The sequence below is a fragment of the Collimonas sp. GW821-FHT07E08 genome (assembly GCF_059418905.1).
In genome coordinates, this window is sequence record NZ_JBWKQR010000006.1 from 169,161 (window position 1) to 195,426 (window position 26,266).

The 26,266-nt window shown below is 59.4% G+C and carries 17 protein-coding genes; 9 read left to right on the forward strand and 8 right to left on the reverse strand.

The window, feature by feature from the left end; genetic code table 11:
• Positions 1–10: 10 nt before the first annotated feature.
• On the reverse strand, positions 11–307 hold the full coding sequence (locus tag AC07RZ_RS09825) for a hypothetical protein (RefSeq protein WP_494667822.1): 297 nt from the start codon (positions 305–307) through the stop codon (positions 11–13).
• On the opposite strand from AC07RZ_RS09825, the gene AC07RZ_RS09830 reads away from it, so the two are divergent.
• A complete protein-coding gene (locus tag AC07RZ_RS09830; protein WP_494667823.1) occupies positions 306–2,165 on the forward strand; it encodes a phosphoenolpyruvate carboxykinase (GTP) in 1,860 nt (619 codons plus the stop codon). The two genes, AC07RZ_RS09825 and AC07RZ_RS09830, sit on opposite strands and share 2 nt — an antisense overlap.
• Positions 2,166–2,466: 301 nt before the next feature.
• Here AC07RZ_RS09830 and AC07RZ_RS09835 read toward each other — a convergent pair whose 3' ends face one another.
• Positions 2,467–2,784: a hypothetical protein gene (locus tag AC07RZ_RS09835; protein ID WP_494667824.1), complete on the reverse strand. Its 318-nt coding sequence runs from the start codon at positions 2,782–2,784 to the stop codon at positions 2,467–2,469.
• Positions 2,785–3,174: 390 nt separating this feature from the next.
• Between AC07RZ_RS09835 and AC07RZ_RS09840 the strand changes: the two genes are divergently transcribed.
• The gene (locus AC07RZ_RS09840; protein ID WP_092395849.1) at positions 3,175–4,140 is read left to right on the forward strand and encodes a LysR family transcriptional regulator; all 966 of its coding nucleotides are present in this window, start codon (positions 3,175–3,177) and stop codon (positions 4,138–4,140) included.
• Here AC07RZ_RS09840 and gntK read toward each other — a convergent pair whose 3' ends face one another.
• The gene (gene gntK, locus AC07RZ_RS09845) at positions 4,141–5,694 is read right to left on the reverse strand and encodes a gluconokinase (RefSeq protein WP_494667825.1); all 1,554 of its coding nucleotides are present in this window, start codon (positions 5,692–5,694) and stop codon (positions 4,141–4,143) included.
• Positions 5,695–6,057: 363 nt separating this feature from the next.
• Between gntK and gntR the strand changes: the two genes are divergently transcribed.
• Positions 6,058–7,092, forward strand: a complete 1,035-nt coding sequence (gene gntR / locus AC07RZ_RS09850) for an HTH-type transcriptional regulator GntR (protein WP_092395845.1) — start codon at positions 6,058–6,060, stop codon at positions 7,090–7,092.
• Positions 7,093–7,111: 19 nt separating this feature from the next.
• Here the strand turns inward: gntR and AC07RZ_RS09855 are convergent, their stop codons facing one another.
• A complete protein-coding gene (locus AC07RZ_RS09855; protein WP_494667826.1) occupies positions 7,112–8,833 on the reverse strand; it encodes an alkaline phosphatase family protein in 1,722 nt (573 codons plus the stop codon).
• Between the two features lie 287 nt (positions 8,834–9,120).
• Positions 9,121–9,579, reverse strand: coding sequence for an Lrp/AsnC ligand binding domain-containing protein (locus AC07RZ_RS09860; RefSeq protein WP_014008389.1), 459 nt, complete (start codon positions 9,577–9,579; stop codon positions 9,121–9,123).
• A 244-nt stretch (positions 9,580–9,823) separates the two neighbouring features.
• On the opposite strand from AC07RZ_RS09860, the gene putA reads away from it, so the two are divergent.
• Positions 9,824–13,504 (forward strand): trifunctional transcriptional regulator/proline dehydrogenase/L-glutamate gamma-semialdehyde dehydrogenase, encoded by a 3,681-nt coding sequence (gene putA / locus AC07RZ_RS09865; protein ID WP_494667871.1) that lies wholly within the window; start codon positions 9,824–9,826, stop codon positions 13,502–13,504.
• 125 nt (positions 13,505–13,629) lie between these two features.
• On the opposite strand, the gene AC07RZ_RS09870 is transcribed toward putA, so the two are convergent.
• Positions 13,630–15,636 carry a DUF3300 domain-containing protein gene (locus tag AC07RZ_RS09870; protein ID WP_494667827.1) on the reverse strand — a complete coding sequence of 669 codons (2,007 nt, stop codon included), beginning with the start codon at positions 15,634–15,636 and terminating at the stop codon, positions 13,630–13,632.
• Between the two features lie 247 nt (positions 15,637–15,883).
• On the opposite strand from AC07RZ_RS09870, the gene AC07RZ_RS09875 reads away from it, so the two are divergent.
• A complete protein-coding gene (locus AC07RZ_RS09875) occupies positions 15,884–17,923 on the forward strand; it encodes an AsmA family protein (RefSeq protein ID WP_494667828.1) in 2,040 nt (679 codons plus the stop codon).
• A gap of 110 nt (positions 17,924–18,033) precedes the next feature.
• On the opposite strand, the gene AC07RZ_RS09880 is transcribed toward AC07RZ_RS09875, so the two are convergent.
• Both AC07RZ_RS09880 and AC07RZ_RS09885 read right to left on the reverse strand, forming a co-directional pair.
• Positions 18,034–19,335, reverse strand: coding sequence for an aspartate carbamoyltransferase (locus AC07RZ_RS09880; protein WP_494667829.1), 1,302 nt, complete (start codon positions 19,333–19,335; stop codon positions 18,034–18,036).
• A gap of 823 nt (positions 19,336–20,158) precedes the next feature.
• Positions 20,159–21,046: a LysR family transcriptional regulator gene (locus AC07RZ_RS09885; RefSeq protein ID WP_494667830.1), complete on the reverse strand. Its 888-nt coding sequence runs from the start codon at positions 21,044–21,046 to the stop codon at positions 20,159–20,161.
• Between the two features lie 140 nt (positions 21,047–21,186).
• Between AC07RZ_RS09885 and AC07RZ_RS09890 the strand changes: the two genes are divergently transcribed.
• The 4 genes from AC07RZ_RS09890 to AC07RZ_RS09905 all read left to right on the forward strand — a co-directional run bounded on the left by AC07RZ_RS09890 (position 21,187) and on the right by AC07RZ_RS09905 (position 26,234).
• A complete protein-coding gene (locus AC07RZ_RS09890; protein WP_494667831.1) occupies positions 21,187–22,725 on the forward strand; it encodes a CoA-acylating methylmalonate-semialdehyde dehydrogenase in 1,539 nt (512 codons plus the stop codon).
• Between the two features lie 159 nt (positions 22,726–22,884).
• Positions 22,885–24,513 (forward strand): GMC family oxidoreductase, encoded by a 1,629-nt coding sequence (locus AC07RZ_RS09895; RefSeq protein WP_494667832.1) that lies wholly within the window; start codon positions 22,885–22,887, stop codon positions 24,511–24,513.
• A 201-nt stretch (positions 24,514–24,714) separates the two neighbouring features.
• Positions 24,715–25,485, forward strand: a complete 771-nt coding sequence (locus tag AC07RZ_RS09900; protein ID WP_092395827.1) for an ABC transporter ATP-binding protein — start codon at positions 24,715–24,717, stop codon at positions 25,483–25,485.
• Positions 25,485–26,234 (forward strand): ABC transporter ATP-binding protein, encoded by a 750-nt coding sequence (locus AC07RZ_RS09905; protein ID WP_494667833.1) that lies wholly within the window; start codon positions 25,485–25,487, stop codon positions 26,232–26,234. Before AC07RZ_RS09900 ends, AC07RZ_RS09905 begins: the two co-directional genes overlap by 1 nt.
• Positions 26,235–26,266 lie beyond the last annotated feature (32 nt).

Sequence of the window (26,266 nt, forward strand, 5' to 3'; positions counted from 1 at the left end):
GTCATTTTCACTACAAATCGGGTGTACAATCGGCCCACTTTTTCCAGGAAAAATGCCGTTTGCCGGACCGGACAAGCAGTATCGACCATGGTGTGCGGCCTACGCCGCTGTAAAACCCGCACGATGCCTGTAGATTTGTAGCTGACAGTAAATCCCGGCCCATTATTTCATTTTTTGCTGCCCGCGGCGATGCGCAAAGAGCCCGCAGCAAACGCACCAGAATTGCGCCGACCGACACGGTGCGCCAGCCAGGCACAGGCCGCTGGCAAGAAAAGATTTCTTTATTGGTATTGGAGGTAGTTTTCATGAATCAACCCCTTATGGGCGGCATTGCTGCAATCAACGCCCCGGCATATGTCAAGCAGCAGAAACTGATCAACTGGGTGGCTGAAGTCGCCGCCCTGGCCAAGCCTGACCGCATCTACTGGTGCGACGGCTCGCAGGCCGAATACGATCGCCTGTGCAGCGGCATGGTGGCGGCCGGCACCATGAAAAAACTGAACCAGGAAAAACGCCCGAACAGCTACCTGGCTTGCTCCGATCCGTCGGATGTGGCGCGCGTCGAAGACCGCACTTTCATCTGCTCGGCAAAAGAAGAAGACGCCGGCCCGACCAACAACTGGACCGATCCGGCCGAAATGCGCAAGACGCTGCACGACCTGTTCGACGGCTGCATGCAAGGCCGCACCATGTATGTGGTGCCGTTTTCGATGGGTCCGCTGGGTTCGCCGATCGCCCACATCGGCGTTGAACTGTCCGATTCGCCGTACGTCGCCGTCAACATGCGCATCATGACCCGCATGGGCAAGGCCGTGTACGACGTGCTGGGCAGCGACGGCGAGTTCGTGCCTTGCGTGCACAGCGTCGGCGCACCGCTGGCGGCCGGCCAGAAAGACGTGGCCTGGCCTTGCAATCCGACCAAGTACATCGTCCACTATCCGGAAACCCGTGAAATCTGGTCTTACGGTTCGGGTTACGGCGGCAACGCACTGCTCGGCAAGAAATGCTTCGCGCTGCGCATTGCCTCGACCATGGGCCGCGACCAGGGCTGGCTGGCGGAACACATGCTGATCCTCGGCGTCGAATCGCCGGCAGGCAAGAAACACTATGTTGCGGCGGCTTTCCCGTCCGCTTGCGGCAAGACCAATTTCGCCATGCTGATCCCGCCTGCAGGTTTCGAGGGCTGGAAAGTGACCACCATCGGCGACGACATCGCCTGGATCAAGCCGGGCGCCGACGGCCGCCTGTACGCCATCAATCCGGAAGCCGGCTATTTCGGCGTCGCTCCCGGCACCAACGACAAGACCAACTACAACTGCATGGCTTCGCTGCGCGAAAACACCATCTTCACCAACGTCGCCCTGACCGACGACGGCGATGTCTGGTGGGAAGGCATGAGCAGCACGGCGCCTGAGCACCTGATCGACTGGCAGGGCAAGGACTGGACGCCGGCCATCGCCAAGGAGACCGGCGCCAAGGCAGCCCATCCGAATGCGCGTTTCACCGTGGCTGCAACCCAGAATCCGGTCATCGACGCCGCCTGGGACGATCCGGCCGGCGTGCCGATCTCTGCCTTCATTTTCGGCGGCCGCCGTTCCACCACCGTGCCGCTGGTAACCGAAGCCCGCAACTGGGTGGAAGGCGTGTACATGGCAGCCACCATGGGTTCGGAAACCACTGCGGCCGCGGCCGGCCAGCAAGGCGTGGTGCGGCGCGATCCGTTCGCCATGCTGCCGTTCATCGGCTACAACATGAGCGACTATTTCCAGCACTGGCTGACATTGGGCGAGAAGCTGGCGCAGCAAGGCGCTGCCGAACTGCCGAAGATCTTCTGCGTCAACTGGTTCCGCACCGGCGCCGACGGCAAGTTCGTCTGGCCGGGCTTTGGCGACAACATGCGCGTGCTGAACTGGATGCTGGACCGGCTCGACGGCAAGCAGGGCGGTGTCGAGCACCTGTTCGGCGTGACGCCGCGTTACGCCGACCTGAACTGGGAAGGGCTGGCGTTCAGCGAAGAACAGTTCGAGCGCATCACCGCGATCGACAAGGCTGCCTGGAAAGCGGAAACCGCGCTGCATACGGAACTGTTCGACAAGCTGAAACATCGTTTGCCGAAGCAGCTGGCCGAGGTCAGGCTGGCGCTGGAGAAGCAGCTGGCCGAGTAAGGCCCGGCTTGCATCGCAAAACAGAACGCCCGCTGCTTGCGGGCGTTTTTTTATGTGCGGGCAAAAAAAATCCCCGCCGGCGCTAGGCCGGCGGGGTGAATCCTTCCATCGCAGGAAAGAGGAGACGTCAGAAATTCAGATTACAGCAGTTACAGGCCGTTCAAACCCATCCAGGCCAGAACACGCGTGGCCACGGCACGCAGCCATTGCAGCACTGCGAAAGTCGGGAAGCCGTCTTCGTCATGGTAAATGTATTGGTGCATGGCAAACTCCTCGTGGTTAATTGTCGTCAAGCGCGTAATCAGTCGCGGCCGGCCAGCAAGCGCAGCTCCGCCGCCAGGCTAGGCTGGCTGGAGGCATGGTCGTTAGCCATGCGGCGTATCAGTTGCTGCCCTTTGAACTTGCTGCGGGCAATCCGCTGCTCCAGCGATTTGCGCGGCTTGATCAGCATCAATGCTGCGCGCAAGATCCCCATCCAAAGCGGTTTGAAATACACCATCAAGGTCGCCAGCGCTCCCAGGCCCAGCAATGGCCGCAGTGCGGCGGCAGCGGCAGCAAGCAGGGCCGATGCGTCGAACAAGGCGATTTCAGCTGGCAGGGCAAAAGCGAATAAAGACATTGCAACGACTCTTTCATGGTGATGTTGCATTGCAGTATATTCACTACTTAGCGTGCTATCCAATTCTGATTTTGGATATCAGTTATGTGTTCGACGAATAATGTCCTGATGTGGCTGAAGAATGTCTTCCATGTCGTCGTTAATGCATTATGTGTAAGATAAAGCACGGCGGGCATCGGGCGGCCTGGCGTAGTTTCGACTCGGCAATAGTTGCGCATCTAAGACATAATTCAGATTGATATACGTTTTATGTTGTGGCGCAATATTTTCACGCCACTTGAAATCTGTCATTGCGCTTTCATATAACAGTTATAGAATCTGTGAATGTTGCTTTCAGCTAAATTTGCCGGCGCAATATTCCATTAAAAATAATTAACGATAGATCCAACCATGAGCTTCCTGACACTTGACCTGAACCTGCTGCGTGTCTTCGACGCCGTCATGACCGAGCAGAACCTGACGCGCGCCGCCAGCCGGCTGGCAATGACCCAGCCGGCGGTGTCGAATGCCTTGAAACGCCTGCGCGACACCCTCAACGACGAGCTGCTGATCCGTACCGCGCATGGCGTCAAGCCGACCCAGCATGCCGAAGAATTGTGGCCGGTGGTCAGGCGCGCGCTGACCGACCTGGAAACCGCGATCACGCCGGAAACTTTCGATGTCTCGCGCGCCCACACTACTTTCCAGATGGCGATGGCCGACGCCACCGCGGCGCTGTGGCTGCCGGCGCTGGTGCGCACCATCGAGCGCAATGCGCCGCAAATGAATATCCGCATGGTGCCGCTGACCACCCGCGATCCGCGCCAGATGCTGTTGCGCGGCGACGTCGACCTGGCGGTCGGCTTTTTCCCCGGCGTCGCGGCGCAGCTGGCCGGCGGCCAGACTACCAGCGCCTCGCCGATCCACCACGAACGGCTGTACACCGGCGAATACGTGTGCGTGATGCACAAGGACCATCCGCTGGCCAGCCAGGTGCTGACCCTGGACAATTACTGCGCCTCGCATCACCTGCTGGTCAGTTTTTCCGGCCGGGCGCATGGCTTGATCGATGAAACCCTGGCGGCGATGGGGCGCGAGCGGCGCATCCTGCTGACCGTCAACCAGTTCTTCACCGCCGGCCGGGTGGTCGCCAGTTCCGATTTGCTGACGGTCTTGCCGCGCCACTTGATCGGCGCGACCGGCATGACCGATGTCCTGGTGGCGCGCGAACTGCCGTTCCCGACGCCGGCGGTGCACGTCGACATGCTGTGGCACGAACGGGATGCGCGCAATCCGGCGCATAAATGGCTGCGCGGCCACCTGAGCGAAACCGCGCACGAGAAATTCAGCCTGATCGATCCCGAAGACGAAGACTGATCAATCGCGGGCGGCAGTCTCGCGCTGGAACTGCGACAGCTGCCGGTACTGCTGCTCCATCAGTTTGGGAATAGCCGCATAGATCGGCCACAGGCGGCGGTATAGCGCGACGTTTTCCGCAATCGGCACGTGGCGGTGGGTGGAACCGACCATGGCGCCGATGACATCCAGCGAATCGACCTTGCCCAGCGCGTACAGGCCCAGCACGGCGGCGCCGAGGCAGGACGATTCGACGCTTTCCGGCACCACCACTTCACGCTCGAAAATATCCGCCATCATTTGCCGCCACAGCGCCGAACGGGCAAAGCCGCCGGTCGCCATCATGTGGGTGGTCGGGCCGATCAAGCCCTCGACCGCCGGCAAGATACTGTACAGGCTGAAAATCACGCCTTCCAGCGCGGCCCGGATCATGTGCGCCTTGCCGTGGTGCGTGGCCAGGCCGAAATAGGAACCGCGCGCATCGGCGTTCCACAGCGGCGCCCGTTCGCCCGCCAGGTAGGGATGGAACAGCAATCCTTCGGCGCCGGCGCTGACGCCCTCGGCGATCTTGGTCAAGGCATCGTAAGGATCAAGTCCGGCGGCCTTGGCGGCGGCCGATTCGGCGGTGGCCAGCTCATTGCGTACCCAATGGAAAATGCTGCCGCCGTTGTTGGTGGGGCCGCCGACCACCCAGTGCTTGGCGGTCAGGGCGTAACAGAAGGTGCGGCCGGAGGGATCGGTCAGCGGCTTGTCGATCACGGTCCGCATCGCGCCCGAGGTGCCGATCGTGACGGCCACCTGGCCAGGGCCGATGGCGTTGACGCCGAGATTGGACAGCACGCCGTCGTTGGCGCCGATCACGAACGGCGTCGCCGGCGACAAGCCCAGCTGCTGCGCCATGGCCGGCGCCAGGCCGCTCAGGTGATGGGTGGTCGGCACCAGTTTCGACAAGTGCTGCGGGCCGATGCCCAGCAGTTCCAGCGCGCCCTGGTCCCAGTCCAGCTGCTGCAGGTTGAACATGCCGGTGGCGGAGGCGATCGAATGGTCGACCAGCCATTCGCCGAACAGGCGGTACAGCACATATTCCTTCATGCCGACAAACCGCGCGGTGCGCGCAAACAGCTGCGGCTGGTCGTGGCGCAGCCACATGATCTTGCACAACGGCGACATCGGGTGGATAGGGGTGCCGGTGCGCAGGTAGATTTCATGGCCGCCCAGCTCGTCGCGGATGCGGTTGGCCCATGCGCCGGCGCGGTTGTCGCCCCAGGTGATGCTGTTGCTCAGCAATTCGCCGTCCGGGCCGACTGCAATCACGCTATGCATGGCGGCGCTGAAGGACACCAGCGCAATCCGCGCGGACTCGACATGGCTGTCGCCGACGGCGTTGCTGATAGCGCTCAGCACGGCTTCGTAAATCTGCAGCGGATCTTGCTCGGCCATGCCCGGCGTGGTGCACAGCAAGGGATATTCCACCGCGTGCTGCGCCACCACTTGTCCCTGGGTGGTGAACAGCACAGCCTTGGTGCTGGTGGTGCCGATATCTACGCCAAGCATGTATTCTGGCTGGTGTTGCATGAACTACCTCGTGATGAAATGAGTAAGCGACCGGTAATGAGCAGCCATCCTGCCTGGACAGCCGTGCGCCGGGCCCGCTTCATTGTAGTACTTGCCGGCGGCGGCGAGTGGCTGCAATAATACACCAGATGTTAGCGCTAACATCACATCTCTTGGCGCAATGGAAAGCGAGATTGCAGACTGCTAGTATCCTTACTCCAAGGAAACTATAACAATGCGGCATGGCTTGCGTGTAACATTGGTCGCGCTAGCCAAATGAACAAGATTCCATTGCCAGGCACATATCTTCAGGACCTGGCGGAATAATGAACAGGCTGCAGCAGCGCGCTCAATGCAAAGAACCCATAAAATGCCACCGTTACCATGACCAGCCCTGAACTCAAGCCACAACGCCATAGCCGCGCCAGCGGCAGGGTAACCATCGTCGACGTTGCGCGCCTGGCGCGGGTCAGCCCGATGACCGTGTCGCGCGCGCTGAAAACCCCGGCGCTGGTGCAGCTGGAAGCGCGCGACCGGATTGCGGCGGCGATCAAGCAGCTCGGTTATGTGCCGAACCAGGCCGCCAGCACGCTGGCCTCGGCCAAATCGCAAGTGATCGGCGTGATCGTGCCGTCGCTCAGCAACTCGGTGTTCGTGGATACGCTGACCGGGATCCGCGACAGCCTGAACCAGCACGGCTACAAATTCCTGATCGGCGAAAGCAGCTATTCGCCGGACAAGGAAAGCCAGCTGATCAGCACTTACCTGGCGCATGCGCCGGACGGCTTTTTGCTGAGCGGCATAGAACAGCAGGATGCGCTGCGCGAACAGCTGGCCACGCACAATGTGCCGGCCGTACGCATGTTCGACCTGAATCCCGGAAACAGCGAGGTCACGGTCGGCTTTTCGCACGAAGAAGCGGGTTACAGCATCGCCCGCCACCTGATCGCGCGCGGCTACCGCCAGCCCGGCTTTCTCGGCGCCCAGCTCGATCCACGCATGATGAAACGCCGGCACGGCTTTCGCAAGGCATTGTCGGAAGCAGGCATGAACCCTGAGGTGGAAGTATTGACGCCGGTGCCGTCGACGGTAGAACTCGGCACCAAGATGCTGGGCCAGATCCTGCAGCAGGCGCCGGCTTGCGATGCCGTGTTTTGCTGCAACGACGACTTGGCGCTGGGCGTCTTGTTCGAGTGCCAGCGGCGCGGCCTGTCGGTGCCGGGCCAGATGGCGATCGCAGGGTTCAACGATTTGCCGTGGTCAGCGTTCGCCAATCCGGGCATCACCACGATAGTCACGCCGCGTTACGACATCGGCTTTACCGCCGCCCAGTTGCTGATCAAGCTGCTCAGGCACGAACCGCTGGAAACAACCAGCGTCGACCTCGGCTTCAAGCTGGCGATACGCAGCAGCACCTGAGCAGCAAACACGCTCCCGATCAATGCAAATCCGGCAAAGCCTTGGTACGCTCAATTTGCACAGCCCGCAATTCCTTCGGATCCAGCGCCAGCAATGACAGGATTGTCGGGGCGATCTGCGTAGTCTCGACATGATCGTCATTCGATTGGTGGGCGATGCCGGCCCCCCATACCACGATAGGCACATGCCTATCCTGATGCGCGTTGCCGCCGTGTTCGGCGATCTTGGACAGCTTGCCGCCGGCCCAGACGACTCCTTGCTGCGCGATACCGACTACATCGGGAACACGTTCATCGCCACGCCTGGTGCCGAATAAATCTTCCGCCTCTTCTCCCGCATAGATTCTTGTGACGCCAGCTTGCGTAAATGGCTTGGAGATGCTGTTGCCAAAAGCGTCCGAGCCGATGCCGTTGCCCGAATAGGCAAGCAGGAATTTCTTCGCAAAGCGCGTTGCTTTAACCGAGCGGTCGGTGAGCCACATCAGGATGCCGTCGTCATCGATTGCATGGGCAACCAGATGGGTTTGGGCGGGATCTTTGCAGCCTGCACTATTGTTTTCCCAAGCGCAGTTCAATGCGTCAATCATGTCGCCGTCATTGATGATCGTCAGCGCCGCGCGGTTTTGTGGCGACTGGCCATGTTTTGCGGAGAGCACCACCACCGTTTTGCTGAGATCAAGCGCGCTGACCATGGCCTTGAGCTGGCCGTCCACAAAAGTCAATGCGCTTTGCAATACCGGCCCTGGCACCGCGCCATTCAAGGTGTAGCCACCCAGGCCGTTGGTCATGATGGTGCTGGGGTTTTCCGGGTCGATGTAGTAGTTCGACTTGTTGAGTTTCTGCGCGGTGGAGACAGCCTGGAAGTTCATGCCGAAAATGGCGGGAACGCCCAGCGAGTTATTGCCGGCGTGATCCAAGCCCTTGGCCCAATTCACGACGGCCTTAACTTTGAAGGCATCGTATTTTTGGGTATTGGTGTTGTCCTTGGTCCAGTCGTCGCCGGGACCGGCGGGTGCCGATGGATCGGTGACTGAACTGTTGATTTCGGGTGCAAACAGGTCGTCGATTCCCTTGCCGGACGGGCCATTGAGAATGTCGTATGCCGCGTGCTTGTCCGACCATGCTGTACGCAAATGATGCTGCTTCGCTACTTCAAAAATCGTGTTCACTTGAAGATACTGATGCGGATACACCGGCAAACATGTTTTAGGATCTACCGGCAATGTTTTCGGATCCAGCAAATCTTGTGCATGGCCAGTCAGCTGAGATATTTTTGTGAAGTCGGAATACAAACCGGGAATCTGCTGGCCGCTGTCCAAGCGGTTCATGTCCTTTGCGCTGACTTCCGCATAATAAACTTCCGCCCCCGGTTTCGCTCCCGCGCAGCTGGTTGTTCCCGCCGGCAGCAACCCTCGGCTGTAGGCGTCATCGTAATAGATGCCCGTGGTTTTTGGATTGCCGCCAGTAAGCTGGCCGACCATGCCTGGAAATGAATCCGAAGGGAAAGGAGTCCTGGCGTTGGTATAGCTCACGCCTTCACGCACCATGCGCGCGAGGGTGGATTGCGGATACGCGGTGACAAACCAGTCAAGATCGGCTTGGTGCATGCCGTCGACTGAAATGAGCAGGACATGCTTGGCTGGCTGTTTTTTTGCATCCGTTTCTTCGGCATGGCTCAACGTCGCCGCACTTGCGAAGAAAGAAAGCATCAGCGCCAGGGTGATTTTTTTCGAGGTTTGCATAGTTATTTTCCTATAGTGAGATAGCGAAAAAACCGGAACGAAGAAAGTCGAGGTCAAGCATAAGCCGCATATATGACTGGATAATTACGTACGGCGATGTTTTTGAATGCGTGTCAAAGACGCATGCAGCCGTGCTGTAGATGTGTTTTTGGAATAAAAAGGGAGCAGTAAAAAAAGGACAGGGTCAAACATCCGCCTGGGAAAATTCGACTCCGCCCCTTTTTGTCCCAACAGGCAGGAAAGATGCAGCGCTCCGCAACGGCGAGCGCCGGCGACTTGGCCGATTCTTAGCGAATCGGCAGCTTTGTAGTGTGCTTGACTTCTTCCATCACCGCGTAAGTGTGCGTCTCGCGCACGCCCTTGAGCTGCAGCAGCGACTTGCCGAGAAACTCGCGGTAGGCGTTCATGTCCTTGACGCGCGCCTTGACCAGGTAATCGAAACCGCCGGCCACCATGTGGCACTCCAGCACCTCGGGAATGATCTGCACGCTCTGGCTGAACGCCTCGAAAACTTCCGGCGTGGTGCGGTCCAGCACCACTTCGATAAACACCAGCAGGGCGACGTCCAGCAGCTGCGGATTGAGCTGGGCGGTGTAATGCAGGATATAGCCGGCTTCCTGCAGTTTGCGCACGCGCTCCAGGCAAGCGGCGGGTGACAAGTTGACGCGGGCAGACAGATCGACATTGCTGATACGACCATCGTTCTGCAGTTCGGCCAGGATTTTCTTACTAATCTTGTCAAGCATGCACTATCTTCCGAAAAATTTTATTCGGTTAAATTTTCTCACCAATAACAAAATTTTGATAGCGGCCATTATTACCAGAATTAATCCATGCCGATGCCGCCTACAATCGAACAACTTCACTTTCCTGAACAATTAAACACGTCGTCGTGAATAATGCCCTCCGGAAATTAACAAAACCAATATCGAGACAACCGCCATGCCGCCGCTACCGCCGTCATCCCAGCCCGACACTACTTCTCCCGCCATGTTCAACCCCGCATTTACCGTATTCCACCAGGAAGTCATGACCGGCCCGACGCCGTTGCGCGCCGCCATCACCGCCGCATACCGGCGCGATGAAACCCTGGCTGTGCAATGGCTGCTGGCGCAGGTGCAGACCAGCGCCGGCTCGCATGCCGCCAGCCAGGCGCTGGCGCGCAAGCTGGTGCAGGCGGTGCGCGAGAAACGCACGCGCGCCTCCGGCGTCGACGCCTTGATGCATGAATTTTCGCTGTCGTCGGAAGAAGGCGTGGCGCTGATGTGCCTGGCCGAGGCGCTGTTGCGCATCCCGGATCACCAGACCGCCGACCGCCTGATCGCCGACAAGATCAGCAAGGGCGACTGGGGCAGCCACCTGGGCGAATCGCCGTCGCTGTTCGTCAACGCCGCCACCTGGGGTTTGCTGATCACCGGCAAGCTGGTCGCCACCAACAGCGAACGCGGACTGGGTTCGGCGCTCACCAAGCTGATCGGGCGCGGCGGTGAGCCGCTGATCCGCAAGGGCGTCGATGTCGCCATGCGCATGCTGGGCAACCAGTTCGTCACCGGCCAGACCATCGCCGAAGCGCTCAGCAACAGCCGCGACAATGAAAAGCGCGGCTATCGCTATTCCTACGACATGCTGGGCGAGGCGGCGTTAACCGAAGAAGATGCAGCCGCCTATTACCGTTCGTATGAAGACGCCATCCATGCCATCGGCAAGGCATCGAACGGCCGCGGCATCAAGCAAGGGCCGGGCATCTCGGTCAAGCTGTCGGCGCTGCACCCGCGTTATTCGCGCGCGCAACGCCAGCGCACCATGGAAGAATTGCTGCCGCGCCTGAAACAGCTGCTGCTGCTGGCCAAGCAATACGACATCGGCCTCAACATCGACGCCGAAGAAGCCGACCGCCTGGAACTGTCGCTGGACCTGATGGAAGCGCTGGCGTTCGACGCCGACCTGGCCGGCTTCGAGGGCATCGGTTTTGTGGTGCAGGGCTACCAGAAACGCTGTCCTTTCGTGATCGACTACCTGGTCGACCTGGCGCGCCGCAGCGGCCGCAAGTTCATGGTGCGGCTGGTCAAAGGCGCGTATTGGGATTCCGAAATCAAGCGCGCGCAAGTCGACGGCTTGCCGGGCTTCCCGGTCTATACGCGCAAGGTGTATACCGACGTTTCCTACCTGGCCTGCGCGCAGAAACTGCTGGCCTCCACCGATGTCATCTATCCGCAGTTCGCTACGCATAACGCGCATACGCTGGCGACCATCTATAGCTGGGCGCAAGAAAAAAACATCACCGACTATGAATTCCAGTGCCTGCACGGCATGGGCGAAACCCTGTACGACCAGGTGGTCGGCAAGGACATGCTTGACAAGCCTTGCCGGATCTATGCGCCGGTCGGTTCGCACCAGACGCTGCTGGCTTACCTGGTGCGGCGCCTGCTGGAAAACGGCGCCAATTCTTCGTTCGTGAACCAGATCGTCGACGAGAGCGTGACCATCGATTCGCTCGTCGCCGATCCGCTGCAAGCCGCGCAACAGCTCGGCGGCGAGCCGCATCCGCAGATTGCCCTGCCGCCGGCCATGTACGGCGCGGAGCGCAAGAATTCGGCTGGCCTTGACTTGAGCAACGAGGAAGTACTGCGCGAGATCGACAGCGCCTTCAGCGTATTCGGCAAGCAGCAGTGGCACGCCGCGCCGATGCTGGCCGAACCGCAAGCTTACAGCCAGGCCGCGCGTCCGGTATTGAATCCGGCCGACCAGCGCGACGTGGTGGGCAGTGTCGTCGAAGCCAGCGCGGCCGACGTCGACAAAGCCTTGCATGCCGCCAGCGTCTACGCCATGGACTGGCAGACCCTGCCGCCGGCGGAACGGGCCGACAAGCTGGAACGCGCAGCGGCCTTGTTTGAAGTCCATCAGCTGGAATTGATCGCACTGGCGATCCGCGAAGCAGGGAAGTCTTTGCCGAACGCCATCGCCGAAGTGCGCGAAGCGGTCGATTTCCTGCGCTACTACGCAGCGCAGGTGCGGCATGTCCAAAATGCCTTGGCGCTGGGGCCGGTGGTATGCATCAGCCCGTGGAATTTCCCGCTGGCGATTTTCATCGGCGAGGTCAGCGCTGCGCTGGCTGCCGGCAATGTGGTGCTGGCGAAGCCGGCGGAGCAGACGCCGCTGATCGCAGCGCGCGCGGTGCAATTGCTGCACGAGGCCGGCGTGCCGCAGGCAGCATTGCAATTCCTGCCAGGCCAGGGCGACACCGTCGGCGCCACGCTGACCGCCGATGCGCGCGTCAAGGGCGTGATCTTCACCGGTTCGACCGAGGTCGCGCAGATCATCAACCGCACCTTGGCCAAGCGTTCGCTGGCAGAGTCGGTGGACTTGCCGCTGATCGCTGAAACCGGCGGCCAGAATGCCTTGATCGTCGATTCCAGCGCGCTGCCGGAACAAGTGGTGCAAGACGTGCTGAACTCGGCCTTCGACAGCGCCGGCCAGCGCTGTTCCGCCTTGCGCGTGCTGTGCCTGCAAAACGATATCGCCGACCGCACCTTGCATATGCTGAAGGGCGCGATGCAGGAACTGCGGATCGGCAATCCGGACCGCCTGGCTACCGACATCGGCCCGGTGATCGACGCCGATGCGCAAGGGCAGCTGCTGGCGCATATCGAAAAGATGCGCGCCACGGCGAAAGATTTCTACCAGCTGCCGCTGCCGGCCGAGCAAAGCAACGGCACCTTCGTTGCGCCGACGCTGATCGAAATCGGTTCCATGTCGGAACTGAAACGCGAGGTATTCGGCCCGGTGCTGCACGTGCTGCGTTATGCGCGCAATGAGCTGCCGCAACTGATCGACGCCATCAACGGCAGCGGTTACGGCCTGACCCTGGGCATCCACTCGCGCATCGACGAAACCATCGATTTCATCGTCGCTCACGCTCATGTCGGCAATATCTATGTCAATCGCAATATCGTTGGCGCGGTGGTCGGCGTGCAGCCGTTTGGCGGCGAAGGAAAATCCGGCACCGGGCCGAAAGCGGGCGGACCTTTGTACCTGAAACGCCTGCAGCGCAATCCCGCGGTGTCGCTGGGGGCGCACACGATCCATGCGCCGAATCCGGAAGCAGCGAACGCCACTCCGGTGCTGCAAGCCTTGCTGAGCTGGGCCAGGACGCATGGCCATCAGCGCATCGCGGCGCTGGGCGAGGAATACATGCACGCCAGCTGGCTCGGCACTTCGCTGGTGCTGCCGGGTCCGACCGGCGAACGCAACAGCCTGTCGTTTGCGCCGCGCGGCGCGATCCTGTGCAGCGCGGATAACGTCGGCGCCATGCTGAACCAGCTGGCGGCGGTGTTCGCTACCGGCAACCTGCCGGTGGTCGAAGCCAGTGCGTCCGCCATGATTCCGGAAGGTTTACCGCGCGCGGTGCGCGCCGCGATCCGCGTGGTCGACCAGCTTGCCGGCAACGACCACGCCACGCGTTTGCAGCTGGCCCTGGTCGACGGCGCCGGCACAGCGCGCCTGCGTCCTTTGCTGACTGCGCTCGGAGAACAAGGCGGGGCACTGGTGCCTTTGCTGGAAACGTCGGAATACGCTTCGATTCCCCTGTGGCGCCTGCTGGCCGAACGTGCGGTTTGCGTCAACACCACGGCCGCCGGCGGCAACGCCAGCCTGATGACCTTGCAAGCTTAGGCACAGCAAACCCGGCAGCGTCCGCCGTAAATGAAAAGGCTGGCTGAACCCTGTGTTCAGCCAGCCTTTTTTATTGCGCCGTGACGCTTGCCGCGGCTCGCCCTAACGGCATTTTTGCGATGCACTCATTTATGTTCGTCATCCTTTTTTTGCGGATGGACATTGTTGGGATGAGGCTGCTCGTGATTTTGCTGAGGCGGATGCTGGGCCTGCGGTTGCGGCGGCTGTGGCCGTGGCTGCTGCATTTGCGGCTGAGGCTGCGGTCGCGGTTGCTGCACCTGTGGTTGTGGTGGCTGTGGCCGTGGCTGCTGTACCTCTGGCCGTGGCTGCTGTGCCTGCGGCTGAGGTTGCGGCCTTGGCTGCTGTATCTCTGGCCGTGGCTGCTGTGCTTGCGGCCGCCATTCCGGCCGGTTCGGTTCCTGATGTATCTGCTGGGCAGGGTGCTGGGCCTGTTCCGGCTGCCGGTTGGGCAGGTTTTGCGGTTGAGGCTGGGGTTGGAATTGCGGCTGCGGCGTCGGTTGCGGTCTTGCGGCTTCCGGCGCGCCAGGGCGATTGGCGTTGGGTCGCGGCACATTGCCGTTGAAAGGATTCTTGTGCAGGTTCACAGGACTTTCTGCTTCCAGGTTCCTCGGCTGGACCGGATGCCGGCTCTGCGCGTTTTGCTGTAGCTGGTTCGGCACCGGGTTCTGTCCCGGCTGGCCGGCAGCCGGATGTCCCGGTTCGCCGGCCTGCGGCTGGCCTGGAGCGGGCCGGATGAATCCCGGGCGCGCCAGTTGGTTAGCATTAGGCGCGCCGCCGTTGGCTTGCGGCGGGACCTTGCCGAAGTCGGGCCGGCTCATGTGGCTGAAATCCGGCTGGCCATGATTCGGGCGCGGATTGCCGGCAAATGGCGCGGCATTCTGGTTCGGACGCTGCTGTGGCTGCTGCTGCGCAGGATTCGCTTGCGCGGCCGGATTCGGCCGCTGCGCATTGAAGAAATTGGCCGCGCCGCCGCCCGGCTGGCCGGGGGGGCGCCCGCCGTTGGCCATGGCAGGATTGTTGTTGCCAGGGCCGCCAAAATTATTGCGCGTGTTGGTTACCGTGTTGTTATTGTTGTTGTTCACCGTACTGTTGTTGTAGGTGTTGTTGTAGTTGTTGGTCACGCGGTTGACGATGGTCGTGGAGCGCGACACATAGGTATTGTTGTTATACACAACCGCAGGCCGGTGCCAGCCGTGGTCGCGGTCGCCATCGCCGCGCCAGTTGCCGCCGCCGCCTTCGCCGCCCCAATGCACGCCCCAGGAATTCCAGCCCCAGTCGTGATGGCTGATCACCGCACCGACCGCAATGCCGAGGCCGAAGGTAATCACGCCGGCGGTCACTATCTCGCCAGGCGGGTAATAGAGAGCGGGAGGTTCGTAGGAATAACCGGGATAGACCGGCAGCGGCTGGCCATAGACCACGCCGGGATTGTAGGCCGGCACGTACACCACGTCAGGTTCGGCCGGTTCGATCACGATGGTTTCCGGCGGCGGCGGGATCATTTCCGGTCCCGCGTAGACCAGCGGCTCGCCGGGCGGCGGTGCATAGCCGCTGGGCGGCGCCGGCTGCACGCGCGGCCGTACGGCGATCCGCTGCTGCCTGGTGTCTTTCAGGTTGCCGCTGCTGGCGGCGCGCTGGCGCATTACCTGGATTGCGTTCATGACATCGGTCGGATCGTTGACGTATGCGTCGCCAAGGGCGGAAGTCCACGGAATGTTGCGCGCCATCTGGTCCAGCACGCTGGGAAACTGCGTCAAGCCTTTTACGCTGACGTCCCAGGGTTGCTGGTTGGCGGCATCCTGCAGCTGGGCGCCTTTCAGGTTCTTGTTTTGCGCCAGCCAGTTGTCGGCAGCGGTGATCTGGTCGGGATAGCTGGATGCCGCCAGTACTTGCGCCACCAGCTTGTCGGGAAACAGGGCGATCGGGCCGACCAGCTGGTACAGCTGCTCCGCGGTTGGCGGCACGTAGGCCGGAGCCGCCTGTGCTTGCGGCGCCTGAGGCGCGGCCGCGGCAGGCGCAGCGTCCGGCTTTTTGTCGCAGGCTGCCAGCGGCAGCACCGCTACGCAGACGCTCAGCATCAGCGATATCGAAGTATTTTTATTATTGCTCATTTTTTGCTCCAGACTACGAGGAATGGACGGTAGTGACACGCTAGCACGGCAACTTGGCTATGCAACATCGGGTTACAAACGCTTGCATGTCTCACACAAATGCAGGGAGTCAGTCTCTAGATAACGTCTCATCACCGGGTCTCGATGACATACACTCTCATCAGTTTATTATTGGTAGAGCGGCAAGCACGGCCATCCGGACACTTGTCAAATTGAACTTTTTCATCGCGACTCACCTCACAACCTTATGACTGCCTCTACATTTCCCTCGCTACGGCTCCCGGTTCGATGGCTGTTATGGTCGATTGCGGCGCTGATTGCCTTGATCGCCCTCTGCGTGGCGCTGCTGCTCACATTCGACTGGAACCGCGCCAAGCCGTGGCTGAACCAGCGGGTCAGCGAGGCCACCGGACGCAATTTCGCGATTCGCGGCGACCTGGTGCTTACCTGGCAAAAATCGCAGGCCGACCTCGATAGCTGGCGCCGCTGGGTGCCCTGGCCGCGCCTGAGCGCCAAGGACATCGTGCTGGACAATCCCGACTGGGCCAAGACCGGTCCGCACATGGCGGAGATCGGCCAGCTGACGTTTTCATTGAGTCCTTTGCCCTTGCTGGCGCAGCGCATCGTGATACCGTCGCTGGAGCTCGATACGCCAAGCATTGCGCTGGAGCGCAAGCCGGACGGCGACAACAACTGGACGTTCAAATCCAGCGGGCCGTCTGCCTGGCAGCTGGAACTGCAAAAGCTGGCCCTGGTGAAAGGCACGGTGAGGTTGCTGGACCCCATCAGCAAGCTCAATATCAAGGCTGACATCGACAGCTTGCCGGCAACCAGCGCCGAAGGTTACGGCATCGGCTGGAAGGTCGGCGGTACGTTCAACAAGGCTGCCGTCAGCGGCAGCGGCAAAGCCGGCGCTGTGCTGTCGCTGCAAAATTCCACCACGCCCTATCCGCTGCAGGCCAGCGTCAATGTCGGCAAGACCGCGATTGCCATCCAGGGCACGCTGACCAAGCCGAGCGACCTGGCGGCGCTGGACTTGCGCTTGAAATTGTCGGGCGCCAGCATGTCGAACCTGTATCCGCTGACCGGCATCGTGCTGCCGGCGACGCCGCCGTTCGCCACCGAAGGGCGGCTGATCGGCAAGCTCAACCGCGCCGGAGGCGACTGGACCTATGATAAATTCAGCGGCCGCGTCGGCTCCAGCGACCTGTCCGGCATGCTGGAATACATCGCCCAGAAACCACGGTCTTTGCTGAAAGGCTCGCTGCTGTCCAACCAGCTCAAGCTGCAGGACCTGGCGCCGCTGATCGGCGCTGACTCGAACGCCAGCAAGGCCAATCGCGGCGACGGCGTGGCGCAGCCGAGCAACAAGGTGCTGCCGGTGGAGCAGTTCGACACCGCGCGCTGGGGCAGCATCGATGCCGATGTCAAATTCACCGGCCGCAAGATTATCCGCGACAAGGACCTACCGATCCAAGACCTGGTCGCCGATGTCCATTTGAAAGACAGCGTGCTGTCGCTGACGCCGCTGAACTTCGGCGTGGCCGGCGGCAACCTGGTTTCCAACATCAAGCTCGACGGCAGCAACAAGCTGATCAAGGCGGAAATGAAAATCTCGGCGCGCCACCTGAAAATCAAACAGCTGTTCCCGACGCTGGCGTCAGCCCAGGCCAGCCTGGGTGAAATAAACGGCGACGCATCACTGTCCGCTGTCGGCAATTCGGTGGCCAGCTTGCTGGCCAGCTCGAACGGCGAACTGAAAACCCTGATCAACCAGGGCACCATCAGCAAGTTCTTGCTGGAGGCGGCTGGCTTGAACATCGGCAATGTGGTGATTTCCAAGCTGTTCGGCGACAAGCAGGTGAAGCTGAATTGCCTGGCCAGCGATTTTGCCGTGACCAACGGCGTGATGGACGCCCGCACCTTCGTGATGGATACCGACGACGCCATCGTCAATGTTGAAGGCCAGGTCAACCTGGCCCAGGAGTCGCTGGCGCTGACCATCAATCCGAAGACCAAGGGCTTGCGCATCTTCTCGCTCAGGTCGCCGCTGCACGTCACAGGCAGCTTCAAGAACCCGGACGTAGGTGTGGACAAGGGTGTGCTGGCCTTGAAGGCCGGCGGTGCGATTGCGCTCGGCGTGCTGGCTCCGGTGGCGGCAGTGCTGCCCTTGATCAATATCAGCCCGGACCAGCAGAGCGATTGCGCCGGCCTGCTGGCGCTGGCCAAGGAAAAGCCGGTGGCGCCGCCGCCCGGCAAGATGCTGCGTCCAAAGAAAACCCGCTAACCCTCATTTTCCTGCCGGATACGGCCGGACCGCCCGGTCCGGCTCGTAAATTTCAATCGATCACCGATCCTGGCGACCGCGTCCAGGCGATCCCATCTAGGCGACCCCGTCTAGGCGACCCCATCAAATACCGCGTCATCCGGCCCGACATATTGCGGCGAGCGCCAGCTGACGTCGCGCATCGAATGCTGTACCTGGTTTTCCACGCCTAGCAGGGTGGCGAAAATCGCCATCCTCACCGGAATGCCGTTGTCGGTCTGGCGAAAGATCGCCAGGCGCGGATCGTGGTTGAGATCCGTGCTCAGGTCGTTGGCGCCCGGCCTGCCATCGCGCGGCAAGGGATGCATGACGATGGCGCCGGCGCCGCAGGTGGCGTCGATCAGCGCCTGGTTGATCTGGAAATCGGGGGTGTAGCCTTCTATTGCCTCGTCGGCAAAGCGTTCTTTCTGGATCCGGGTTGCGTATACGATGTCAGCCCCCTTCAATCCCTGCGCCAGCGAGGCCGATTGCTCCACCGTGTGGCCGCCGCGGGCGATGCGTTCCAGGATATGGGCCGGCATCTCCAGCGCCGGCGGCGCCACCAGGGTGAACCTGAGGCCGCGATACAGGGCCAGCAGCTTGATCAGCGAATGCACGGTGCGGCCGTACCTCAGGTCGCCGACCATGACGATATGTGCGCCGTCGACCAGTTTCCCCAGGCGCGAGAATTCACGCTGTATGGTGTACAGGTCGAGGATCGCCTGGCTCGGGTGCTCGCCCGGCCCGTCGCCGCCGTTGATCACCGGGATATTCGTGGCGCGGGCGAATTCGTCGACCGCGCCCTGTTCCGGATGCCTGACTACCAGCGCATCGGCATAACCGCTGATGACGCGGCTGGTGTCATAGATCGACTCGCCCTTGGTCATCGAAGAGAAGGTAAAGCCGGTGGTGTCGCACACCGAACCTCCCAGCCGGCAAAAAGCCGCGCCAAAGCTGATACGCGTGCGCGTGCTGGCTTCAAAGAACAGATTGGCCAGCACCGCCCCCTCGAGGATGCGCGAGACCTTCTGGCGCCTTGCAATGGGCTGCATGATGTCTGTCACGCGGAACAGCTGCTCTAGAGAATCACGTGAGAACTGGTCGACCGACAGCAGCTGGGGCCTGCCGTTATAAGCAATCTGCTCTCGGAGCGGAGTATCGGCCTTATTGATATATACGCTCTGCGTTGAAGCAGATTTAAGCAATTCGGCAGCCAGGATTTCGCCGACAAATTTGCTGACAATGTCCGGCATGACCCTGAATTCACTGGATGTTTCCGGAAGCAGCCATGTATCCAGCGCACGCTTGCGAATGCCGATGCGGTCGGAAAAATTGTCCCGTGTCAGGTTCAGGCGACGCATGGCATCGCGCAGGAAAGTTTGTTGATCACTCATTCTCATCACCTTTATATACGCTAAGCGTACATTAAAGGTTTGGATTTATCCTGTCCAGGCTTTTTTCTTTCTTTCATGCTGCCCATTATTTAGGCAAGAGAAAAATTTTCTTGAAAACAGGTTCAGGAGGCTCAAAAACCCAGGCAAACAGCCCGATTTTCTGATTTTGTGGATAAGGCTGTGGATATCGTGTTTTTCAATTGTGGATATCTGAGATAGTTTTCCACAGCCATCTTTTTATCCAAGAACTATTCTTTTGCGATACACCGATTACTCAGGCTTTATCCAATCCATAAGTACTTGAATGAATAGTCAAATATGTAGTTATCCACAGAAAAGCAGTTAGTTAACTACTACTACTATTTATATATATAAATCTTTAAATACAAAACCGAAAAGCCTTTTCTTTTGAAGTTGCTTTTAAAAAAATATTTAATAAAAAGAAATAAAAACGGCATTTTTTCAAAAACCTTCTTTCCTCAATTCAAAAAATGCATCTATTTGAACGGTAGAAAAGAAGAGATCCAGAACGAGGGTTGTGGATAAGTCTTTGGATAACTAGTGGAATCCAATGTGAATAAACAAGGACAAGCGTTAGACCGCCATTTTTATCCAAGAAATGTTCTTTCCGGATACAAGGTTTACTCAGCATTTATCCAAACTGTAAGTGATTGAATGAATAGTCAAATCTATAGTTATCCACAGAAAAGCAGGTGGTTAACTACTACTACTATTTATATATATAAATCTTTAAATACAAAGCTGAAGAAGCCGGTTTTGCAAAAAGAACGCGTTTCCTTCTCTAAAAAATGCTTTTAAAGCATCAGTTCTTCCAGATTGACTGCAATATTGCAAAAATTGCAGCGATGACCGGTTCGTCCTTGCGTTTTTCCAGGGTGATAAACGAAAGTTCGGTAGATAAATTGACCGTATCGGAAATCACCAGGCCGTGGGCATGTGCTTCACGCAATGCAATTGACTCCCGCACCAGGGACAAGCCGACTCCGGATTTCACCAGGTCAAGCATCGAAGGTTCCTGGTCGACCAGGGCAACTTTGTTTGGCGTGACTTTGTATTGAGCAAAAGTTTTGCTGAGTAAACGATGATGGGCTGACTCGGGTGGCGTCCAGATCCAGGGCAGTTTGGCCAAAGCCGGCCAGTCTTTTCCGGAAACCCGGCTTTTCCAGCCGGATGGTGCAAGCACGCAGTAAGTAAATTGTGTCAGTGTGAGCCGGTGAAAGTTTTTGTTGGGCGTACCGAGGTAATAACCGACATCGAGATGGCCGGATTTGATTTGCTGTAGTACATCGCCAGACATGCTGTGCTGCAACTGTGTAGAAAGCTGGGGATAACTTTCCACCAGGCGCTGCAGGAAAGCGCCCAGCCGGATGAATTCAGGATCGAGAATCGTGCCGATCGCCAGTTTTCCGCTCAGTATTTCCGCGCTGTCCGAGTGCAGGCTTTCGGCCTGCTGGCGCATTTCGGCCATGGCGGCGATTGCGCGTTCGGCAAATGGCAGCAACTTGATGCCTTCGTCGGTCAAAGCCATGCCGCTGGGGATGCGCGTAAACAGTTGCAGGTTCAAGCTGGCCTGCAGCGACTTGATTTGCAGGCTGACCGCAGGTTGCGTGACGTGCAGGAGTTCGGCGGCACGTGTCAAGTTGCCCTCCCTGGCGACGGTGAGGAAGGCGCGAAGTTGGGTGATGTCCATGTGCTTAATCTTTAATCAGGATGGTTTTATTATTAGCATTGCTTATATTGGTATTGATCATAACTCATTGGATTGTTGGCAAAGCTAGCGATATTCTGGGAAAACGCTAACCGAACCCGGTTTTACCAAAAGGAATCCTTATGACTACCGAATTCAATTCGACGCCCAGCCCGACTCCGCTCATTCAACATTACATCAACGGCAAGCTGGCCGAATCCGCCAGCGGCCGTCTGCAAGACGTGTTCAACCCGGCCACCGGCGCGGTTTCGGCCAGGGTTGTGCTGGGCAGCGTGGAAGAAGTCAACGCCGCGGTTGCCGCCGCATCCGCAGCCGCGCCGGCATGGGCCGATACCGCACCGCTGAAGCGTGCGCGGGTGATGTTCAGGTTCAAGGAATTGATGGAGCAGCATCACGATGCGCTGGCGGCGGCGATTACGCGGGAACACGGCAAGGTGTTTTCCGATGCCAAGGGCGAAGTGACGCGCGGCCTGGAAATCGTCGAATTCGCTTGCGGCGTCCCGCATCTGCTGAAGACGCAATTTACCGACAATATCGGCGGCGGCATCGATAACTGGAACCTGCGCCAGCCGCTGGGCGTCACCGCCGGCGTCACGCCATTCAATTTTCCGGTAATGGTGCCGTTGTGGATGGCGCCGATGGCGATTGCGACCGGCAACACATTTATCCTCAAGCCTTCCGAGCGCGATCCGTCGCCGTCGCTGATGCTGGCCGACCTGTTCCGCCAGGCCGGCTTGCCGGATGGCGTATTCAATGTGGTGCAAGGCGACAAGCTGGCAGTGGATACCTTGTTGCAGCATCCCGATGTGAAGGCGGTATCGTTCGTCGGATCTACGCCTATCGCGGAATATATTTATCAAGAGGGCGCCAAGCGCAAAGGCGTCTATCCGCTCAGGGTGCAGGCGCTGGGCGGCGCCAAGAATCACCTGGTGGTAATGCCGGACGCTGACCTGGACCAGGCGGTGGATGCGTTGATGGGGGCTGCTTACGGCTCGGCCGGAGAACGCTGCATGGCGATATCGGTGGCGGTGGCAGTCGGCAATGTCGCCGACAAATTGATAGAAGCGCTGATTCCGCGCGTGAAAGCGCTGAAGATCAAGAACGGCATGGAAGCCGATGCGGAAATGGGGCCGGTGGTCAGCGCCGCGCACAAGGAAAAGATCGAAACTTATATCGAAGGCGGCGTTGCTGCCGGCGCCAGGCTGCTGGTCGACGGCCGCGGTCTGAAAGTAGCGGGACTGGAGCAGGGATTTTTCCTTGGCGGATCGTTGTTCGACCAGGTGACGCCGGAAATGAAAATCTACCAGGAAGAGATTTTCGGACCGGTTCTTTGCATCGTCCGGGTGCCTGATTTTGCTGCGGCCGTGAACCTGGTCAATGCCCACGAATTCGGCAACGGCGTAGCGCTGTTTACCTCGGACGGCAATACCGCGCGCGAGTTTTCGCGGCGCATCGAGGTCGGCATGGTCGGCATCAACGTACCGATTCCGGTGCCGATGGCGTGGCACTCCTTCGGCGGATGGAAGCGCTCGCTGTTTGGCGATACGCATGCATATGGAGAAGAAGGAGTGCGGTTTTATACGCGCTATAAATCGATCATGCAGCGCTGGCCGCAGACCATTTCAAAAGGCGCGGAGTTCACCATGCCGGTCGCTAAATAAATGGTGTAAATAATTATTTTAAAAATAGTATAAATAATATTCATGTTCTATACAGATCTCGTTCTGTGATGTTTCTTTTTTTTGATAAGCGCAGAATGGGATTTTGAAAATCGGGCGGCAAAGCAGGTTTGCACAAGACAAAAAAACAGAAAGAGACGCATGGAATCAGCAGGCAAGTACGACTACATCATCATCGGTGCGGGGACCGCCGGCTGCGTGCTGGCGAATCGTTTGACACAGGACGGTTCGGTTAAGGTATTGCTGATAGAAGCAGGGGCCAAGGACGATTACATCTGGATCCATATCCCTGTCGGTTACCTGTATTGCATCAACAATCCGCGTACCGACTGGATGTACCGGACCGAGCCTGACGCCGGCTTGAATGGACGCAGCCTGATTTATCCGCGCGGCAAGGTGCTGGGCGGAAGTTCATCGATCAACGGCATGATCTACATGCGCGGCCAGGCCCGGGATTACGACCGGTGGGCAGAACTCACCGGCGATCCTGCATGGCGCTGGGAGCAGGTGCTGCCGCTGTTCAGGAAGAGCGAAGACCACTATAACGGCGCCAGTGAATTCCACGGCGCCGGCGGCGAATGGCGGGTTGAGAAGCAGCGCTTGTCCTGGAAGATCCTGGATGCTTTCCGCGATGCTGCGGCCGAAACCGGCATCCCCAAGGTCGACGACTTTAACCGCGGCGACAATGAAGGATGCAGTTATTTTGACGTGAACCAGAAGCGCGGCATCCGCTGGAATGCAGCCAAGGCTTTTTTACGTTCTGCCAGCGGCCGCGGCAACCTGACAATCATGACCGGCTGCCAGGTAAAGCGCCTGGCGCTTGAGCGTGGCGAGCAGGGGCTGGTGTGCAAAGGCGTCGAGTTTTCCGGCGGCGGCAAGGAATGGTACGCCGAGGCCAGCCGCGAAACCCTGCTGAGCGCCGGCGCTGTCGGTTCTCCGCAAATCCTGCAGTTGTCCGGCATCGGTCCGGCGGCGCTGCTGCAGCAGCACCAGATCCCGGTCATGCAGGATACCCCGGGTGTCGGCGAGAATCTGCAAGACCATTTGCAGATCAGGATGGCGTTCAAGGTCAGCGGCGTCAACACCCTTAACGTCATGAGCAGCAGCTGGCTGGGCAAGGCCAGGATCGGCCTGGAATACCTGCTGATGCAGAGTGGCCCGATGTCGATGGCGCCGTCGCAGCTGGGGGCGTTCGCCAAGTCCGATCCGGGGCAGGCCACGGCCAACCTGGAATATCATGTGCAACCGCTGTCGCTGGAAAAATTCGGCGATCCGCTGCATGCTTTCCCGGCTTTTACCGCCAGCGTCTGCAACCTGCGGCCCAGCTCGCGCGGCCATGTGCGGATCGCTTCCGGCGCAGCCGGGGAGGCGCCCAAAATTACCCTGAATTACCTGGATACCGAGGAGGACCGCAAGGTTGCCGCAGCGTCGCTGCTGCTGACGCGCAGGATTGCCGCCGCCCCGGCGCTGCGGAAATATGCGCCGGAAGAATTCAAGCCTGGCCCGCAATACCGGACCGAGGAAGAACTGATCAGAGCCGCCGGCGAAATCGGCACCACCATCTTTCATCCCGTAGGGACCTGCAAGATGGGCCGTGGCGACGATCCGACGGCGGTGGTGGACAGCCGGCTGCGGGTGAAGGGCGTGGGCGGGCTGCGCGTGGTTGACGCTTCGGTGATGCCGGTCATTACTTCCGGCAATACCAATTCGCCGACCCTGATGATTGCGGAAATGGCGGCAAAATTCATCAAAGAGGGCGTCGGCAAATGAAAATAAGGGCTTGGTCCTGGGCGCCGTTCAGGATATTTTGTAAGACATGGCTAATTTATCCAAAGTTTTTGTATAGTATTTCTACGTATTGCCCCGGCAGAGCGGCAACGGTTAGTATCCGTAAAAAAATATAAGGCTGATAAGGCGCTTGCAATACCATCTGTGAGCGGTTCCGATAAGGCAACATGAATAGGAGACCGGATGACTGACATCATCTTGGAGACAAAAAACCTGACCAAGGAGTTCAGGGGGTTCACGGCCGTCAATGGCGTTAACCTGCAGGTCGAGCGCGGCCATATCCACGCGTTGATCGGTCCCAACGGGGCAGGGAAGACAACCTGCTTCAATCTGCTGACCAAATTCCTGGTGCCGACTTCCGGCCAGATCCTGTTCAACGGCCGTGATATCACGACCGATGCGCCGGCCCAGATCGCGCGCCAAGGCATTATCCGTTCCTTCCAGATTTCCGCCGTGTTTCCGCATTTGAGCGTGATGGAGAATGTGCGCATAGGCTTGCAGCGTACACTGGGCACTTCCTACCATTTCTGGAAAAGCGGCAAATCGCTGGCGCAGCTGAACCAGCGCGCTATGGAACTGCTGGCGGAAGTCGACCTCACCGAGTTCGCCGATACCCTGACCGTCGACCTGCCTTACGGCCGCAAGCGGGCGCTGGAGATTGCGACTACCCTGGGCATGGAGCCGGAACTGATGCTGCTGGATGAACCGACCCAGGGCATGGGGCATGAAGACGTCGACCGTGTCACGGCGCTGATCAAGAAAGTTTCCGCTGGCCGCACCATCCTGATGGTGGAGCACAACATGAACGTGGTGTCAGGCATCTGCGACAAGATCAGCGTCCTGCAGCGCGGCGCCATGCTGGCCGAAGGCCGCTATGAAGAAGTATCCAAGAACCCGCTGGTGATGGAAGCCTACATGGGCACCAGCACCGAGGCACTGGCAGGAGCGCATTGATGTCCGCTGTCCAATCTCCAAGCGTCAGCGCCGTAGCCCAAGGCACGGCTGCGCTGGCCATCGAAAACCTGCAAGCCTGGTATGGCGAATCGCATATCCTGCACAACGTCAACCTCAGCGTGAACAAGGGCGAAGTGGTGACGCTGCTGGGCCGCAACGGCGCCGGCCGCACTACCACCATGCGTGCGATCATGGGCTTGACCGGCGCCCGCAAAGGCTCGATCAAGATCGGCGGCGTCGAGACGATCGCGCTGCCGACCTACAAGATTGCGCATCACGGCGTCGGCTATTGTCCCGAAGAACGCGGCATTTTTTCTTCCTTGTCGACCGAGGAAAACCTGCTGTTGCCGCCGTCGCTGTCGACTACGGAAAAGGGCATGTCCGTCGAGGAAATCTATGACATGTTTCCCAACCTGAAAGAACGCAGGAACAGCCAGGGCACGCGCCTGTCGGGCGGCGAGCAGCAGATGCTGGCGGTTGCGCGCATCTTGCGCACCGGCGCGCGGCTGCTGTTGCTGGACGAGATATCCGAAGGCCTGGCGCCGGTGATCGTGCAGACGCTGGCGCGCATGATCACCACCTTGAAAGCCAAAGGATACACGATCGTGATGGTGGAGCAGAACTTCCGTTTTGCGGCGCCCCTGGCGGACCGTTTTTACGTGATGGAGCACGGGCAGATCGTGGAGTCGTTTGCGTCGTCGCAGCTGGAACAGAAAATGCCGGTGTTGAATGCTTTGTTGGGTGTGTAGGTCTGGACGGGGAGTTCCGCTTGCTGCGGATG

What these genes read in the sequence shown, in the direction of transcription:
- AC07RZ_RS09830 (WP_494667823.1), top strand. Translation starts at nt 306, where the DNA reads ATGAATCAACCCCTTATGGGCGGCATTGCTGCAATCAACGCCCCGGCA.
- AC07RZ_RS09825 (WP_494667822.1), bottom strand. Translation starts at nt 307, where the DNA reads ATGAAAACTACCTCCAATACCAATAAAGAAATCTTTTCTTGCCAGCGG.
- AC07RZ_RS09835 (WP_494667824.1), bottom strand. Translation starts at nt 2,784, where the DNA reads ATGTCTTTATTCGCTTTTGCCCTGCCAGCTGAAATCGCCTTGTTCGAC.
- AC07RZ_RS09840 (WP_092395849.1), top strand. Translation starts at nt 3,175, where the DNA reads ATGAGCTTCCTGACACTTGACCTGAACCTGCTGCGTGTCTTCGACGCC.
- gntK (WP_494667825.1), bottom strand. Translation starts at nt 5,694, where the DNA reads ATGCAACACCAGCCAGAATACATGCTTGGCGTAGATATCGGCACCACC.
- gntR (WP_092395845.1), top strand. Translation starts at nt 6,058, where the DNA reads ATGACCAGCCCTGAACTCAAGCCACAACGCCATAGCCGCGCCAGCGGC.
- AC07RZ_RS09855 (WP_494667826.1), bottom strand. Translation starts at nt 8,833, where the DNA reads ATGCAAACCTCGAAAAAAATCACCCTGGCGCTGATGCTTTCTTTCTTC.
- AC07RZ_RS09860 (WP_014008389.1), bottom strand. Translation starts at nt 9,579, where the DNA reads ATGCTTGACAAGATTAGTAAGAAAATCCTGGCCGAACTGCAGAACGAT.
- putA (WP_494667871.1), top strand. Translation starts at nt 9,824, where the DNA reads ATGTTCAACCCCGCATTTACCGTATTCCACCAGGAAGTCATGACCGGC.
- AC07RZ_RS09870 (WP_494667827.1), bottom strand. Translation starts at nt 15,636, where the DNA reads ATGAGCAATAATAAAAATACTTCGATATCGCTGATGCTGAGCGTCTGC.
- AC07RZ_RS09875 (WP_494667828.1), top strand. Translation starts at nt 15,884, where the DNA reads ATGACTGCCTCTACATTTCCCTCGCTACGGCTCCCGGTTCGATGGCTG.
- AC07RZ_RS09880 (WP_494667829.1), bottom strand. Translation starts at nt 19,335, where the DNA reads ATGAGTGATCAACAAACTTTCCTGCGCGATGCCATGCGTCGCCTGAAC.
- AC07RZ_RS09885 (WP_494667830.1), bottom strand. Translation starts at nt 21,046, where the DNA reads ATGGACATCACCCAACTTCGCGCCTTCCTCACCGTCGCCAGGGAGGGC.
- AC07RZ_RS09890 (WP_494667831.1), top strand. Translation starts at nt 21,187, where the DNA reads ATGACTACCGAATTCAATTCGACGCCCAGCCCGACTCCGCTCATTCAA.
- AC07RZ_RS09895 (WP_494667832.1), top strand. Translation starts at nt 22,885, where the DNA reads ATGGAATCAGCAGGCAAGTACGACTACATCATCATCGGTGCGGGGACC.
- AC07RZ_RS09900 (WP_092395827.1), top strand. Translation starts at nt 24,715, where the DNA reads ATGACTGACATCATCTTGGAGACAAAAAACCTGACCAAGGAGTTCAGG.
- AC07RZ_RS09905 (WP_494667833.1), top strand. Translation starts at nt 25,485, where the DNA reads ATGTCCGCTGTCCAATCTCCAAGCGTCAGCGCCGTAGCCCAAGGCACG.